This is a genomic window from Halomonas sp. LC1 (assembly GCF_030247125.1).
Classification (GTDB): domain Bacteria; phylum Pseudomonadota; class Gammaproteobacteria; order Pseudomonadales; family Halomonadaceae; genus Vreelandella.
Window position 1 is genome coordinate 313,793 of the sequence record NZ_JASSPG010000001.1, and the last position, 14,487, is coordinate 328,279.

17 protein-coding genes are annotated in these 14,487 nt (G+C 59.0%); 4 read left to right on the forward strand and 13 right to left on the reverse strand.

Annotated elements, in window-relative coordinates; genetic code table 11:
• Window positions 1–73 precede the first annotated feature (73 nt).
• The 13 genes from QIT27_RS01460 to QIT27_RS01520 form a co-directional block, all read right to left on the reverse strand.
• A complete protein-coding gene (locus tag QIT27_RS01460; RefSeq protein WP_253016986.1) occupies window positions 74–391 on the reverse strand; it encodes a DUF6693 family protein in 318 nt (105 codons plus the stop codon).
• A gap of 98 nt (window positions 392–489) precedes the next feature.
• Window positions 490–1,008, reverse strand: coding sequence for a DUF421 domain-containing protein (locus QIT27_RS01465; RefSeq protein ID WP_253016984.1), 519 nt, complete (start codon window positions 1,006–1,008; stop codon window positions 490–492).
• Between the two features lie 61 nt (window positions 1,009–1,069).
• Entirely contained in the window at window positions 1,070–1,390 is a 321-nt protein-coding gene (locus QIT27_RS01470) for a hypothetical protein (RefSeq protein WP_285262660.1), read from the reverse strand.
• A gap of 57 nt (window positions 1,391–1,447) precedes the next feature.
• The gene (locus QIT27_RS01475; RefSeq protein ID WP_285262833.1) at window positions 1,448–2,386 is read right to left on the reverse strand and encodes a lipid A deacylase LpxR family protein; all 939 of its coding nucleotides are present in this window, start codon (window positions 2,384–2,386) and stop codon (window positions 1,448–1,450) included.
• A 292-nt stretch (window positions 2,387–2,678) separates the two neighbouring features.
• Window positions 2,679–3,218 carry a YaeQ family protein gene (locus QIT27_RS01480; protein WP_285262661.1) on the reverse strand — a complete coding sequence of 180 codons (540 nt, stop codon included), beginning with the start codon at window positions 3,216–3,218 and terminating at the stop codon, window positions 2,679–2,681.
• Window positions 3,219–3,272: 54 nt separating this feature from the next.
• Window positions 3,273–3,971 carry a glutathione S-transferase family protein gene (locus tag QIT27_RS01485; protein WP_285262662.1) on the reverse strand — a complete coding sequence of 233 codons (699 nt, stop codon included), beginning with the start codon at window positions 3,969–3,971 and terminating at the stop codon, window positions 3,273–3,275.
• A 37-nt stretch (window positions 3,972–4,008) separates the two neighbouring features.
• A complete protein-coding gene (locus QIT27_RS01490) occupies window positions 4,009–4,626 on the reverse strand; it encodes a LysE family translocator (protein ID WP_253016977.1) in 618 nt (205 codons plus the stop codon).
• Between the two features lie 101 nt (window positions 4,627–4,727).
• The gene (locus QIT27_RS01495; RefSeq protein ID WP_285262663.1) at window positions 4,728–5,501 is read right to left on the reverse strand and encodes an enoyl-CoA hydratase-related protein; all 774 of its coding nucleotides are present in this window, start codon (window positions 5,499–5,501) and stop codon (window positions 4,728–4,730) included.
• 109 nt (window positions 5,502–5,610) lie between these two features.
• Window positions 5,611–6,459 (reverse strand): 3-hydroxybutyryl-CoA dehydrogenase, encoded by an 849-nt coding sequence (locus tag QIT27_RS01500; RefSeq protein WP_285262664.1) that lies wholly within the window; start codon window positions 6,457–6,459, stop codon window positions 5,611–5,613.
• The gene (locus tag QIT27_RS01505; protein ID WP_285262665.1) at window positions 6,456–8,102 is read right to left on the reverse strand and encodes an acyl-CoA synthetase; all 1,647 of its coding nucleotides are present in this window, start codon (window positions 8,100–8,102) and stop codon (window positions 6,456–6,458) included. Before QIT27_RS01505 ends, QIT27_RS01500 begins: the two co-directional genes overlap by 4 nt.
• Window positions 8,103–8,192: 90 nt before the next feature.
• Complete coding sequence (locus QIT27_RS01510) at window positions 8,193–9,986, reverse strand: acyl-CoA dehydrogenase (RefSeq protein WP_285262666.1); 1,794 nt, start codon at window positions 9,984–9,986, stop codon at window positions 8,193–8,195.
• A gap of 114 nt (window positions 9,987–10,100) precedes the next feature.
• The gene (locus QIT27_RS01515) at window positions 10,101–11,471 is read right to left on the reverse strand and encodes an MFS transporter (protein ID WP_159341442.1); all 1,371 of its coding nucleotides are present in this window, start codon (window positions 11,469–11,471) and stop codon (window positions 10,101–10,103) included.
• Window positions 11,472–11,606: 135 nt separating this feature from the next.
• Window positions 11,607–12,245 carry a class I SAM-dependent methyltransferase gene (locus tag QIT27_RS01520; RefSeq protein WP_285262667.1) on the reverse strand — a complete coding sequence of 213 codons (639 nt, stop codon included), beginning with the start codon at window positions 12,243–12,245 and terminating at the stop codon, window positions 11,607–11,609.
• A gap of 40 nt (window positions 12,246–12,285) precedes the next feature.
• On the opposite strand from QIT27_RS01520, the gene QIT27_RS01525 reads away from it, so the two are divergent.
• The 4 genes from QIT27_RS01525 to QIT27_RS01540 all read left to right on the forward strand — a co-directional run bounded on the left by QIT27_RS01525 (window position 12,286) and on the right by QIT27_RS01540 (window position 14,484).
• Window positions 12,286–12,666, forward strand: a complete 381-nt coding sequence (locus QIT27_RS01525; protein WP_285262668.1) for a VOC family protein — start codon at window positions 12,286–12,288, stop codon at window positions 12,664–12,666.
• 115 nt (window positions 12,667–12,781) lie between these two features.
• Window positions 12,782–13,186, forward strand: a complete 405-nt coding sequence (locus QIT27_RS01530; RefSeq protein WP_159341440.1) for a DUF4870 family protein — start codon at window positions 12,782–12,784, stop codon at window positions 13,184–13,186.
• Between the two features lie 3 nt (window positions 13,187–13,189).
• Entirely contained in the window at window positions 13,190–14,122 is a 933-nt protein-coding gene (locus QIT27_RS01535; RefSeq protein ID WP_253016963.1) for a lysophospholipid acyltransferase family protein, read from the forward strand.
• An 11-nt stretch (window positions 14,123–14,133) separates the two neighbouring features.
• Complete coding sequence (locus QIT27_RS01540) at window positions 14,134–14,484, forward strand: DUF4870 family protein (protein WP_285262669.1); 351 nt, start codon at window positions 14,134–14,136, stop codon at window positions 14,482–14,484.
• Window positions 14,485–14,487: the final 3 nt, after the last annotated feature.

Consider the following 14,487-nt stretch of genomic DNA (forward strand, 5'->3'; position numbering starts at 1 on the left):
ATCACTCACAAATCCTCTGCCGACGCTCGGCAGAGGCGATATTGTGGCGCGGGTGGACGTACAACCGGAGAGATTACTGCAGACGAGCGTTATTGAGGGCGTAGTTCCACACCCGGTAAAAGTAGAAGATGTAACCGAGCCCCAACGTAAGAAATGAAATGACCATCCATAAAATGATATGGCCAACGTTGCTGAAGATATTGATATCACACACCATTTTCCGCTCGATACCCGTTGCGTTATCGACCACGCGGGTGCGGTTGATTACGAAACGAGCAAACGAGTAAGGAAAGAAAAACAGTGCAATGCCAAAGGTAATCAGGGTCAGTACCACCCAAATCAACAAATGGCCAACGATGTCCAAGATCGAGAGATCAGCTTTAACGTTCACGGATTGCCCTTACACAGTAGGAGAGAAAGGCGCGCAGCGTACCACCATGGCGGCTAGCCGTGAACGGCATAGCGCTATCGACAGCTAACGCCCCATCGCTAGGGGCTCTGCACACCTCGCAGGCTGGTTTCCCCCGGTTGGCTGCTGCGTTTCACCACGCTCAGCGAGCCATCGGTCTCCAACACCACCGCCTGAGCGGCATCGAGATTGGCCAAGCCGCTACTCCGTACCGCAGAGCGTACTTCATCCCGCGTCACCCGTGCCTTGCGCAGCGCGTCGAGCAACAGCTCACCCTCGTACAGCAACAAACGCGGCTCGCCGGTCACTAACCGCTTGACCCAGCTCACGCGAACGCTCAGCCATGTGATCAGGAATTGAAGAAAAATCAGCAGCCCCAACGCCAGCGCGCCTTCTGCCAGCGCCACGTCTTTCGACAGCAGTACCGTTGCCAACGTAGAGCCCAACGCGACCGTCACGATCAAATCAAAGGCGTTCATTTTCGATAGCGTGCGATTGCCAGACATCCGCAAGAAGACAACCAACACCGTGTAAGCAAGCACGCCTACGACGAGGGTACGGGCCAGACTTTGCCACCCGCCAAAAAACACCATGTCCATATGCCACTCCTCCTGAGTGAAGAAACCTATTCCTTACACAGCTCAGGGTAGCAACCATGGTTTAGGAGTGCGACGCCCACCACTGGGCATACGAACTGTTATGAGGCGCCAGGCCTCCCTCATCGGGCGCGCCATCTTCCCACCAGACAGGACCACGCTCGCCCAAGGCTTCCTTGGCCTCTTGCACCGACTGACGCGCTTGACGCAGCGCGTCGTCGTCCCCTTGCTGCTGGGCGCTGCGTACCGCCCGACGCGCCTTCATCAGCGCTTTGATATGGACGCGCTTCTGCTCTTCCGTGAGGCGGGGGTCGGTGCAGCGCCAAAGTCGGTTGTTAGCGACGAAATAGCGGCCATCCGGTGTGTGAGGGTACTTATTAGCCATCTCGAATCACCTTACCCCGTCGTTAATCACTGCCCTTGCAGGAGATTATCGGATGGCTTAGAAGCGCCGTGTCAGCGTAACGGCGCCAAACGTGTCCTGCTCATCCTGACCATCGAATTCGCGGGTGCGCTGAACGGCGGCGTACGTCACCTGCCACGCATCCCAAGCCAATGCTAACCCGGCAGATGCCTCGGCCACCCACTCGTTGCGGTCGACCGAGTGGCTATCACGGAAGGTATTCCCATCGAGCGTCAGGTTTTGTGCCATGTAGTACCCTTCCACGTGCGCGAATAGGTACCACTGCCAGCCGCTAGTGCCGTTCAACTGATGATGACTGCCAGGATTTGGCGTCAGCGTGGGAATACCCTGCGCATCGTCTCCCCAGCGTACGCTGTAGCCTGCACTGGCGTAGGTGTACAGGTTCCCCAACGCCGCACCAACGCTGGGCCCATGGGAAAACTGCTTTCCGGCCAAGGGGGCATCGTGCCACCACTGGCGACGCATGGTCAGGTTGAGGATGGCCTCATCACCGAGCTGGTTTCGCCACCCGCGAGGACGGTCGCTATCGGTCACCCGGTGCACTTCCCGCTGAATGCTATCCGCTTGAGAAGAAGGTCCGACCAAACCCACGTCCAAGTGCAAATCCGTAGCCTGCTGCCAGCGGCCGACCGCTTTATCCTCATAAAGCGATACGCCACCGTACACCAACCCAGCGTAGGGGCGGTCATCTTCGATCAAGTCACGACGCTCGATCACATTGGGCGTGTAGATTTGATGTACCAGACGATACGAAGCGCGATCCGCTTCACCAATGAGGCTATCCGGTAACGCCGTGGCCAAACGCTGGGTCCAGCTCTGCGGCTCCGGGGTAAACATCCAATTCAGCTCGAAGCCACTGGTAAAGTGGCCATCGTCGCTGCTGGCGAAGCCATCATTTTCCAGCTTGACGGACAGCGCGCTATCGTCGGCCAACGCCATGGTGGGTAACAGGCCCATGGGTAGCACGAACGGCAGGATCGCTTTGTAGAACCTTAGCGGGTGACGCTTTGTCTGTTGAAAACGCGTATCGCAGCGTGCAACGCTGCGTGATATAGCAGATGGCATCATGCTCATTCCTTGAGTTGAGGGCTAAAACGGGCAAATACGAACGTAGCGGGGAGCAACAAACATTGCTGATTGTATGTAATCATGCAAATAGATAGCAAGCTACATTCTAGGAATCACCCATCATTAACGCGACTTCCTGTTCAGACCGACCACACGTCTTTAAAACCTAGCACAACATGGTTCAGCGCTCCCGCAATAGCCACTTCGGGGTCATCTCATGCTGACCATTGTCGTCGGTGATGAACAACGATCCATCGCTAATCATCACTGCCCAGTTAATCGCCCGGGGCAAATCTGCTGCTACGGTGGCCAGCGTTTCTTGGGGCAGCCCGGCGACGTGCACGTTCTTCAACGAGGCAACGGCAGGCAGCACTTTGCTTTCCCAAATATCCACGCGACCATACGCCAGCAGCGAGACCCGCTCTGCCCGGCGCGAGCACCAGGTCAAACGTTCGGCATCGGGTAGGCCGACTTCGATCCAGTGAAGCACGCGACCATCCAGGCTCTTTTCCCAAAGCGCAGGCTCGTCCACATCGGAAAGCCCGCGCCCAAACCCCAACGATTCGCTGTACCAGAGCAGGTAAGCAATCAAACGTGCGCAGAGACGCTCTTCGGTTTCTGAGGGATGACGGGCCACGGTGAAGCGCAGCGTCTCGTAAACGCTGCGATCCAGATCGGTCAAGTTAACATCGACTTTATAAGGGGTCGCGCTCAGCGCCATGGCAAAGGTCTCTCTCGAAAGAAGGGGCGCGCCAGTGTAGCGGATTTATCCCCATCACGCCGTGTTGCGTTCATCGCGAAGCAGCGTGGCGTTTTTCAACGTTTCCTCTTCGTGCATAGGTTCGCGCCAGGCCTCCTTCAGCGCGGCGTCGTACCAATCCTGCATAGCGGGAAGCGCCAACAGGCGCTGCACATAAGCAAGGGAGGCGTCACTCAGCGGCAGATTGAAGGTTTGTATCCGAAACGCCACAGGGGCGTAAAACGCATCCACCGCCGTAAAGTGTTCGCCTGCCAGAAACGGGCCGCCAAAACGCGCAAGCCCTTCTTGCCACAGGGCATCTAACCGAGCCAGATTGCTTTTCAGCCCTGGGGAAAGCTCGTTCATGGCCACGCGTACGCCACAGTTCATCGAACATTCGTCGCGCAGTGCGCCAAAGCCGCTGTGCATTTCGGCACTGGCCGAGCGCGCCCAGGCCCGCGCCCCACGCGCTGATGGCCATATGTTTGGATGTGTCTCGGCCACGTACTCGACGATCGCCAAGGAATCCCACACGGCCACGTCGTGCTCACTATCGACCAAACACGGCACTAAGCCCGACGGTGAAAAGCGCTTGAACGTGGTGTGACTCTCCCCAAAGCCACCCTCAAACGGCATGAGGTGCTCATTAAAGGGGATCTCCAACGCTTTCAGCAACACCCAAGGGCGCAGCGACCAGGAAGAGTAGTTCTTGTTAGCGATATACAGATCGAACATGCCACGCTCCTTACGGTGAACATCACAGTGACTGGCCCTATCGTGCTGCCTGCACCAGTGTATTACCTCCGAGCCCCATTAATACGCCTCCGCCAATCCGTTGAATCAACCGGGAAGAGCCATGAGACGTTTGCAGCCATGCGCGAAGCGGGCTGGCCAATAGCACCACCACCACATCCGCTGATGAGAACAACAGATTGGTGGCAATGCCTAACCAAAGCAGTTGCCACGCGACCGGCATGGCAATATCGGGCTGCACAAATTGCGGCAGAAACGCCACGAAGAAAAGCGCCGTTTTGGGGTTAAGCACTTCCACCAGAAAGCTATCGCGCAGTACCCGCTTGGTTGAGGCGAGCGGCAGTTCGTCACTGCTCGTGCGAATGCCTTGTTGCCATAAACGCACGCCCATCCAGAGCAAATAGAGTCCACCGATGATTTTCATCGCCAGATAGGCAGGTGGAATGGCCGCAAACAGTAGCGCTAACCCCAGTGCAGCGGCGATAACATGTACATAGCAACCAAGATGCACCCCAGCCACCGCCAACCAGCCCGCCCGTCGGCCACGTCCCAGCGTTTGTGCTGCGGTGTATAACATCGCAGGCCCGGGTAAATAGGCAAACCCCAGCGCGGCAAGAAGAAAGGCGGCCCACTGCATCGCGGTCACTCCGGCATAGTAAGAAATAGTAAGCCTGAGAATAAAATAAGGGATGACGCATGCGCCACCCCTCAAATAAGTAAAACTCGAAAAAAGAGAGCTTAGAAATTGGGTTTACGCTTTTCGACAAAGGCACTCATGCCCTCTTTCTGCTCCTGACCTGCAAAGCAGAAAGCGAACAGGCTGGTTTCCAGCGCCAGGGCGCTATCCAGGTCTTGGTCCATGCCGTCATGAACGGCTTGTTTGGCTCCGCGAACCGACTGCGGCCCGTTGCCCTTCAGCTGTTTGGTGAGTTCTTCGACGTAGTTCTCAAGCTCCGCTTGGGGCATCACGCGGTTAACGAGGCCAATGCGCAGCGCTTCGTGGGCATCGATTTTGCGCCCGGTAGTGACCAAATCAATCGCCATGGCGGGGCCGACTCGGCGCGGCAGGCGTTGGGTGCCGCCAAAGCCAGGAATGACGCCTAACAGGACTTCCGGCTGGCCGAAGACAGCGTTATCGCTGGCGACGGCCCAGTCGCAGGCCAGCGCCAGTTCGCAGCCGCCGCCAAGGCAAAACCCGTTCACCAGCGCGACCACCGGCACGGGCAGTGTCTCAAGTCGCTTGATGGTACGCAGTGCCTGGCTGGCAAATGCGCGGGCCTCTTCGGGGGTTTTATCACGCATTTCAGTGATGTCTGCCCCGGCCACAAAGGATTTTTCCCCAGCGCCGGTAATCAATACCGCCCGCAGGTTGGGGTGCGCTTCAAGCTCGACTAAATGCGCTTCCAAAGCGCTGAGCACGTCGCTATTCAGCGCGTTCAGGGCTTTAGGGCGATTAATGGTCAGGCGCACTACACCGTCGTTATCAACCTTCTCGATCACTGCGTCGCTCATGATGGCTCCTTGATTGTTATTGCGCTTGTAAGTGATGACCACTCAACCCTAGCGAACGCTTGGTTGGGTGGCAATCACTTCTTTTGTCGCGCTTCAATCCGGCAGTTGGCTATTCGTAGATATAGAACCCACGGCCGCTCTTACGGCCCAGGTAGCCTGCGGCCACCATGCGCTTGAGCAGCGGGCAGGGGCGATATTTGGGGTCGCCAAAGCCTTCCTGCAGCACGTCCATAATCGCGAGGCATACATCTAGGCCGATCAAATCCGCCAGCGCCAGCGGCCCCATCGGGTGGGCAGCACCCAGCTTCATGGCCTCATCGATGGCTTCCGGCGTCGCGGTGCCTTCCTGCACGATAAATGCGGCTTCGTTAATCATCGGCACTAGCAAACGATTCACGGCAAAGCCCGGCGCGTCGCCTACCGGCACGGCGGTTTTGCCCAGCGCTTTGGCCAGCGCTTCAATGCGCTCGACGGTGGCATCCGAGGTTTGCTCAGCACGGATCACTTCCACCAACTTGAGTACCGGCACTGGGTTGAAGAAGTGCATACCCACTACTCGCTCAGGACGCTCGCATACAGCGGCCAAGCGAGTGAGAGACAACGAGGACGTGTTAGAGGCCAGGATGGCATCGCTGCTCAGATGGCTGAGATCGCGAAACAGCTTCTCTTTCAGAGCAGGCTGCTCAGGGGCGGCTTCGATAATCACGCTGCAGTCGCTGAGCGCATCGAGCGCCGTGGTGGTAGAGAGTCGAGCGAGTGCTTCTTGCTTGCCCTCTGCGGTCATCTTCTCTTTGGCAACGAGCTTCTCGAGCCCTTTATCGATAGCGCCTTTGGCGCGGGTGAGCTGCTCGTCGGCGACATCGTACAGCCGAACGTTAAAGCCACTGGCGGCGACCACTTGGGCAATGCCCTGCCCCATGGTGCCTGCGCCTACCACGCCGATCCGTTGTTCGCTCATTGCTGCCCCCCTGACTGGTGCTGCTTGGCTTCTTCACGCAGCACGAATTTTTGAATTTTGCCCGTCGATGTTTTCGGCAGCTCGCTAAAAATCACCGTTTTGGGCACCTTAAAGCTCGCTAAACGCTCACGGCAGTGGGCGATGATATCCGCCTCGGTGACCTCGCCGTAGCCGATTTTTAACTTAACAAACGCACAGGGCGTTTCGCCCCACTTTTCGTCCGGCTTCGCGACGACCGCCGCCTCTTCAACCGCTGGATGGCTGTAAATGGTATCTTCCACTTCGATGGTGGAGATATTTTCACCGCCGGAGATGATGATATCTTTCGAGCGGTCTTTAATCTCGATATAGCCATCGGCGTGCCATACCGCTAAATCACCGGTGTGGTACCAGCCGCCCTCTAGCGCTTTTTCCGTCGCCTCGGCGTTTTTGAGATACCCCTTCATCACGTTGTTGCCACGCATCAAGATCTCGCCCATGGTTCGGCCATCTTTAGCGACGGGTTCTAACGTCACCGGGTCGGCCACGCAGAGCGCTTCCAGCATGTGGTAGCGCACGCCTTGGCGGGCCTTGATTTTGGCACGGGACTCCAGTGGCAGCTCGTTCCACGCCTCGCGCCAAGCACATACGGTCACCGGGCCGTACACTTCGGTAAGCCCGTATACGTGAGTGACTTCGATACCCAGCTTTTCCACCCCAGCAATCACCGAGGCGGGCGGCGCGGCACCGGCGGTGGTCACTTTTACCGGATGATCAAACACCCGCTTTTGGTCGGCCGGTAGGTTCACCAACCCATTGAGCACAATCGGCGCGCCGCTGAAGTGGGTGACGCCCTCTTCGACGATCAGGTCCGTGATGCGTTTGGGATCGACTTTGCGCAGGCACACGCTAACGCCCGCATTGGCGGCAATGGTCCAGGGGAAGCACCAGCCGTTGCAGTGGAACATCGGCAGCGTCCACAGATACACCGGGTGATGGGGCATGGCCCACTCGAGAATATTACTCACCGCGTTCAGGTAAGCACCGCGATGGTGATACACCACGCCCTTGGGCTTGCCGGTAGTGCCGGAGGTGTAGTTCAGCGAAATCGCCTGCCACTCGTCGTTGGGCAGCCGATAAGCGTAATCAGCGTCGCCCTCAGCCAGTAGCGCTTCGTACTCCAACTCGCCAATGCCTTGGGTGTCGCCCAAAAACTCGGGGTCGGCTACGTCAATAATCAGCGGTTTGCTTTCCAACTTGGCAACCGCCGCTTGAATCACCTCGGCAAACTCAGGGTCTACTAGAACCGCCTTGGCTTCGCCGTGGGCCAGCATATAGCCAATCGCATCGGCATCGAGGCGAATATTGAGCGTATTCAGCACGCAGCCCGCCAATGGCACTCCGAAGTGCGCCTCGAACATCGCGGGAATATTGGGCAGCATGGCGGCCACCGTTTGCCCGGGTTGAATGCCGCGCTTTTCCAGCGCTGAGGCTAGCTGGCGGCAGCGCGTCCAGGTCTCGGCCCAGGTGCGGCGCGTTGCGCCATGCACGACCGCGGGGTAGTCCGGGTAGATGGCCGCCGAGCGCTCAATAAACGTGAGCGGTGAGAGCGGCACATGGTTGGCGGCGGTCGGCGGTAAGTCTTGTTCAAAGATGGAGGTCATGATCGGTTCCTGCACTCTCGCTGTTGTTATAGGACGTTTTATTATTGGACATTCATAACGAATACCGCCGCCCATAAGGCGGCGGTGGCGTTAGTGAGCCGCGCTATCGAACTGGCTAAAACACTGCCAGCCGGCCTCGATCACGGCACGCTGGGCGCGGCCAACCGGCAGCCATTGGTGAATGGCAAACTCGGCGCTGCAGAGCTTGGTGCGGTAAAACGGCTCATCGCTGCCGCCTTTTACAGCCTGTTGGGCGTGAAGCGCCGCGATGCCCATTTGCCAAGCGCACAGCACGTGCCCGGCCAGGTTCAACAGCGGCGTGGCGTACGCCTGTACGGCATCGGGACCGTGTTCAGGGTCGCTGCCCTGCTCCAGCACCAAGGTCATGGCAGCGCGCAGGTCGTCAGCGCCCGCCGCGAGCGCACTGCCCATGCTGGCAAGCGATGTCTCGCCGCGCAGCGCTTCGGCCGTTTTATGCACATCATCGATCAGCACAGAGAGCGCCGCACCGCCGTCTCGTTGCAGTTTGCGGCCCGCCAAGTCCAGCGCTTGAATGCCGTTGGTGCCTTCATAAATAGGCGCAATGCGCGCATCCCGCAATAGCTGGGCCGCGCCGGTCTCTTCCACGTAGCCCATGCCGCCGTGTACCTGCACGCCCATAGAGGCGATATCCACCGCTTGGTCGGTCGAGAAGCTCTTCACAATCGGGATCAGAACATCGGCGCAGGCCTGAGCGGCTTGGCGTTCGGCGTCGCTCTCGGCACGGCGAGCGATATCCAACTGCCCGGCACAGTAGAGCGCCAATGCACGCAGCGCATCGGTACGGGCACGCATAGAGAGCAGCATTCGGCGCACATCAAAGTGGTCGCTAATGGTGCATTCGCTGCCGCCCCGCTGTTTGGGCGAGCGGCCCTGGGTACGGTCATGGGCGTAGGCAAAGGCGTGCTGGCAGGCGCGTTCGGCCACGCCAATGCCTTGAATCCCAACTTTATGGCGCGCCTCGTTCATCATGGTGAACATATGGTTCAACCCGCGCCCTTCCTCGCCGACGAGATAGCCTACGGCACCGCCGTTTTCCCCAAAGCTGAGCGTGCAGGTGGGCGAGCCGTGAATGCCGAGCTTGTGCTCGATGGAGGCACAGGTGACGTCGTTACGCTCGCCGAGCGTGCCGTCGTCGTTCACCAGAAATTTGGGAACCAGGAACAGTGAAATGCCCTTATTGCCTTCCGGAGCATCGGGCTTACGGGCAAGGACGAGGTGGATGATGTTCTCGGCGGCGTCGTGTTCGCCCCAGGTGATGTAGATCTTTTGGCCGCTGATGCGGTAGTGCTCGCCTTCTGGAACGGCTTTGGTACGCACTTTGGAGAGGTCCGACCCTGCTTGTGGTTCGGTGAGGTTCATGGTGCCGGTCCAAGTCCCTTCGACCAGCTTGGGTAGGTAGATGGCTTTGAGAGCATCGCTACCGTGGTGGGCCAGCGCTTCGATGGCACCGGCAGTGAGCATCGGGCACAGCCCCAGGGCCATGTTTGCGCCGTGAAGCATCTCCTGTACCGCGCTGGCCACCACTTCGGGTAGGTTCTGCCCGCCCAGCTCTTCAGACACCCCAATACCGTTCCAACCACCCTCCACATAGGCGTGATAGGCGGCGGCAAAGCCTTCTGGGGTAGTCACACTGCCATCAGTGTGGCGCTTAGCCCCCTGACGATCGCCGGTGCTGTTGAGCGGGGCCCACACATCGCCCGCCAGCTTCGCGGCCTCTTCCAGAACGGCCTCGACGAGATCTGGCGTGGCCTCTTCGAATCCCGGTAGCGACAGGGAGTGGTGGGCTAACATCTCTTCGAGCACGAAGCGAAAATCACGGACCGGGGCGGCGTAATAATTCATGGCAAAACCTCAGGCGACGGCGGTAAAAGTAGTAAAAACACTATCGCCGATAGTAGTTTCCCTAGTCTCGCCACACTATTAGCTTAAGGTCTCACCTGTCGCCGCCTTAGCGGCTTATTTGCGCACCTCGGTTTCCACGTCATCGTAGTAGGTGATGTGGCTCTCGTCTTCTTGGGGCGGCCCCACTACCGGCTCAGCCACGTCGACTTCGGGCACGACGTCGGAAAGGTCTTCCAGGTGCTCGTGTTCGAGCGCCCCTTGTACCAGCTCTTCGGTCACCACCAGCTCAGCACCGGCGGCGGTCATTGGAGTGGTGGCGTTGAACGGTGCCACTGGCACCGGTGCCGGGCGCACGCTTCGCCGCCATCCGAAGAACAGCACGAAGAATAGACTGAGGGAGCCAAACGCCCAGAACAGGCCCGCATCGCCCATGGCGGTCATCACCGGCGAGATCATCAGCGGGCTGATGGTGGCACCAATCGAGTTGATCAACAAAAGTCCCTGGCTCATCCGCACCAGTGCACCGGCAGGCGCACGGTCGGCAGCATGGCTAACGGCCACCGGGTACAGCGCGAACACGCCACCACCCAACAAAAAGAGCAGCACGGCGAGCAACGGCGTGGAGAGCGGCAACCACAGCATCGCCGCTGAAATCACCACGCAGAAGGCGCTGATACCAATCAAGACCATCTGGCGATCATGGCGATCCGACCAGCGGCCAATGGGGTACTGCAGCAGCATCGCCCCCATGATAACGACGGCCATCATTTGGCCGACCTGATTGACGCTCATGCCAATGCGCTGCAGGTAAAGCGGCAGCAGCGTGTAGGCGGCAGCGACCACCATGCCAGAACCGAGGCTGCCCATGACGCCGGTGGGGGTCATGGTGATCAAACGGTGCGGCGGTAGCGGTTCGGCGTGCTCGATGAGCGGCGACACCCGGGGAATCATCGCCATGGGCAGTACCGAGAGCGACGCCAACAGGCCAATCACCATGAAGGGCGCGGTGTCGCCCATGGCGCTGGTGATACCGAGCATGAGCTGCCCCAGCACCCCGGCGGCGTAAAGAGAGATCATATAAAGCGCCAGCAGGCGGCCGCGCACTTTCTGGTCGCCCGCCGTGAGCAGCCAACTCTCGATGACCAGATAAACACCCACCGTGGCCCAGCCGCCGATCAAACGCAGCGCAAACCATGCCCAAGGTTCGAAGAAAAGGCCTTGCAGCAGTACCGTCACCGCGACCAGCGAGGCAAAGCTGCCGTAAGCGCGAATATGACCAATGCGCAGCAGCAGGCGGTCGTTGACCATGGCACCCAGGGCTAGGCCGATGAAATAGGCCGACGAGACAATCCCGATCACCGTCGCCGATTCGCCCGCTGCGTCCAAACGCACGGTAATCAGCGTAGCGAGAAAGCCATTGCCAATCCCAAGAATAAACAGCCCTAATAGGGGCGCTAGCGCCATGGCCAGCAGTTGCCGCGACATGCGTACCTCACCTTGCTCAATGGATGAATCGTTGCCGTTAACACGCCATCACATCGAACAGGCAAGAAAACGGGCGCGCAATTATTGCTTTCAGAGGCGCAAAGTCAATGCTTTTTCGCCCCTTGTGCAAGCAGATTAGTGTTTTCTAAAAATTACCACGTCATTGCCAGTAAATTCGACTGTTAACCCCTGCTCAGCCGCCCACCAGCGGAAGGTTGCTTCGCTAAAAAAACTGACATGGGTTGGGTCGTTGATGTAGTGCCAACGGGCGAAGGCTTCTTGGCTCGCCACTCGCTTGGTCATCAGCCCAAGATAGCCGCCGCGGTCGAGTTGCGCGACACGCTCACCCAGCACCTCGCCCGGCGCCGCCAAGTGCTCGACCACTTCGGTGGCGGTAATGAAGTCATACTGGCGGGTAAGCGACACGGCATGGGGCGCGTAAAAGATGTCGTACACGTCCATCTCAAAGCCCGCTTCCTCGAACATCACCGAGAGCGTGGGCCCAGGGCCACAGCCAAAATCCAGCCCTTTTGCCCCTGGAGCCAGCTTTGCCGCCAGCGGAGTGAATAAACGCCCCAAAAAGCGCCGATATCCCGTATCCTGCGGCGAGTTTTGGTGCTGGTCGTACTCGGCTTTTTCGTCAGCGGCACTTAAATGCTGCTCACTAGGCACAAACACCAGCGCACACGTGGCACACTGGTAGTACTCGCGGCGACGGTCTTGGTGGTACAGCGCAGGCTCCTGCGCGTGGCATAGCGGACAGCGTCGCATCATCGTATTCTCTGGTTTTTACGTTTGTATGAAGGAAAGAGGCATGCTCTCAGGTCTGGATCATCTTGTGGTTACCGTGACCGATATGGGTCGCGCAGTGGATTTTTACTCTCGCGTACTGGGCCTGGATGTGCGTTATCGGGACGCACAGCGCGTTGACTTGATGCTGGGTGACACGGCCCTGCGCTTGCACCAAACCGATACCGATATCGCGCCCATTTCAGCCACGCCGACACCGGGCAGCCTGGACTTATGCTTGCGCTGCCAGCTGCCGCTGGATGAATTCAAGCAGCATCTGGATGCGCTGGCCATTGAGGTCGAACTTGGCCCCGTGGCCCGCCAGGGGGCCAGCGGCCCGATTGAGTCGATTTACCTGCGCGACCCTGACGGCAACCTGCTGGAAATTTGTCGTCCAGCGCGCTAGGCCCTTAACCACACATGGGCCTGCGGGTGATAAGTCGCAGCGCCCACGCTATCATAGCGGGCAGTCAAAGTGTCCGCTGGATGCTGGAATAGACCTGATCAAAGAAGGAACGCCCATGCGCGATGACGCCCCGCTGGAAGGTGAAGTGGTCGACCGCCACGCCACGCCGGACGAGACCTCCGCCACCACCCCGCCCCCGGACACCACCATGGCCATGGTGAATTATGCCCTCTATCTCGCCAGTTTTGTGGTGGGCTTTACGTCACTGATCGGCGTCATCATTGCCTACGTGTACCGTGGCAAGGGTCCGGCTTGGCTGGATGAACACTACCGCTACCAGATTCGCACCTTCTGGATCGGCCTTCTGTACGGCAGTGTTGCCACCCTGCTCACGCTCATTCTGATCGGTTTCCCCATGCTGCTCGCGCTGGCCGTGTGGTTCATCGTGCGCTGCGTGAAAGGGTTCAAGGGGCTACAGGAAAAACGCGCCCCCTCCAATGTCGATAGCTGGTTGCTGTAACCCATGACCGAACAGGTAACCCCTTCCACGACGCGCTTTCAAGCCCGCGCCATTGCAACGCTATGGCGCACGCTCTCCCGCTGGCCGGTGCGCTGGCTCTGGCGCATTGCGGCTCTGGTCGGCCCGCAGGTGTACCGCTTTAGCAAGCGCGAGCGCCAGGTGACCGAGATCAATTTAGAGGTGGTCTACCCCGACGCGCCTGCCAGCCAACGACAATCCCTGGCCAAACAGAGCCTTCAGCACTCCACCGCGACAATGCTGGAACTCGGCCACGCCTGGATGGCCCCGCCCGAGAAGGTAGAAGCTAGCATTCTAGCGGTACATGGCCGCGACAAGTTGGACAGCGCCCGGGCCGAGGGGCGCGGCGTGATCGTGCTGGCTCCTCACTTTGGCAACTGGGAAGTGCTGAACTTTTGGCTCTCCAGCCACTTTCCGTTTACCGCCATGTACGAACCGCCCAAAATCGCTGACTTAGAGCCGATTATCCGCCATGGCCGCGAGCGCATGGGCGCGAAGCTAGTACCCACCAACCCGCGGGGCGTGGCGGCGCTGCTCAAAGCGCTGAAGCGTAGCGAGGCGATTGGTATTTTGCCGGACCAAGAGCCGGATTGGGGCAGCGGCGTGTTTGCGCCGTTCTATGGCCGCGATGCCTATACCGCCACGCTGTTACCCAAGCTGGTGGCGCGCACCCAAGCGCGGGTAGTCACCGGTGTGGCCCTGCGCATTCCTGGCAAAGGCTTCGAGATTCACTTTCTCGATGCCGACGAGCAGGTGTATAGCGAGGAGGATGCCACGTCCGCCACCGGCGTAAATGCCAGCGTCGAAGCTTCCATTGCGCTGGACCCAGCGCAGTATCAGTGGGAGTACAAACGCTACCGCAAAGTGGTGGAAGAGCAGCAAGGCCTGCCTAATGCCAACGACTTCCGTCTCTACTAGCGAGGATGGACATGACTGAACGATACCTCCCCAAAGAGGATACGCGTCCGCCACAAATTATTTATGCGCTCTATTTGGCAGGGCTCGTCACGGCCAACGTCACCCTGTTGATTGGTGTGATCATTGCCTATGTCTACCGTAAAGAAGCGGCCCCCTGGCTGCAAGCGCACTACCGCTATTTGATCCGCACGTTCTGGATCGGCAGCCTCTACTTTATCGTCACGTTTACCCTGAGCCTGATCTTTATCGGCACGCTACTCTGGCCGCTGCTGGTGGTATGGCTCGGCGTGCGCTGCATTATCGGCTGGATGGCGGTGCGTAAAGGCCAGCCACCGGCACGGCCGGGTAGCTGGCTCTGGTAGGTA

Bases quoted from the DNA above. Each gene is read 5' to 3' on its own strand.
- QIT27_RS01465 (WP_253016984.1), bottom strand. From the start codon at position 1,008: ATGGACATGGTGTTTTTTGGCGGGTGGCAAAGTCTGGCCCGTACCCTC.
- QIT27_RS01470 (WP_285262660.1), bottom strand. From the start codon at position 1,390: ATGGCTAATAAGTACCCTCACACACCGGATGGCCGCTATTTCGTCGCT.
- QIT27_RS01475 (WP_285262833.1), bottom strand. From the start codon at position 2,386: ATGGGCCTGTTACCCACCATGGCGTTGGCCGACGATAGCGCGCTGTCC.
- QIT27_RS01480 (WP_285262661.1), bottom strand. From the start codon at position 3,218: ATGGCGCTGAGCGCGACCCCTTATAAAGTCGATGTTAACTTGACCGAT.
- QIT27_RS01485 (WP_285262662.1), bottom strand. From the start codon at position 3,971: ATGTTCGATCTGTATATCGCTAACAAGAACTACTCTTCCTGGTCGCTG.
- QIT27_RS01490 (WP_253016977.1), bottom strand. From the start codon at position 4,626: ATGCAGTGGGCCGCCTTTCTTCTTGCCGCGCTGGGGTTTGCCTATTTA.
- QIT27_RS01495 (WP_285262663.1), bottom strand. From the start codon at position 5,501: ATGAGCGACGCAGTGATCGAGAAGGTTGATAACGACGGTGTAGTGCGC.
- QIT27_RS01500 (WP_285262664.1), bottom strand. From the start codon at position 6,459: ATGAGCGAACAACGGATCGGCGTGGTAGGCGCAGGCACCATGGGGCAG.
- QIT27_RS01505 (WP_285262665.1), bottom strand. From the start codon at position 8,102: ATGACCTCCATCTTTGAACAAGACTTACCGCCGACCGCCGCCAACCAT.
- QIT27_RS01510 (WP_285262666.1), bottom strand. From the start codon at position 9,986: ATGAATTATTACGCCGCCCCGGTCCGTGATTTTCGCTTCGTGCTCGAA.
- QIT27_RS01515 (WP_159341442.1), bottom strand. From the start codon at position 11,471: ATGTCGCGGCAACTGCTGGCCATGGCGCTAGCGCCCCTATTAGGGCTG.
- QIT27_RS01520 (WP_285262667.1), bottom strand. From the start codon at position 12,245: ATGATGCGACGCTGTCCGCTATGCCACGCGCAGGAGCCTGCGCTGTAC.
- QIT27_RS01525 (WP_285262668.1), top strand. From the start codon at position 12,286: ATGCTCTCAGGTCTGGATCATCTTGTGGTTACCGTGACCGATATGGGT.
- QIT27_RS01530 (WP_159341440.1), top strand. From the start codon at position 12,782: ATGCGCGATGACGCCCCGCTGGAAGGTGAAGTGGTCGACCGCCACGCC.
- QIT27_RS01535 (WP_253016963.1), top strand. From the start codon at position 13,190: ATGACCGAACAGGTAACCCCTTCCACGACGCGCTTTCAAGCCCGCGCC.
- QIT27_RS01540 (WP_285262669.1), top strand. From the start codon at position 14,134: ATGACTGAACGATACCTCCCCAAAGAGGATACGCGTCCGCCACAAATT.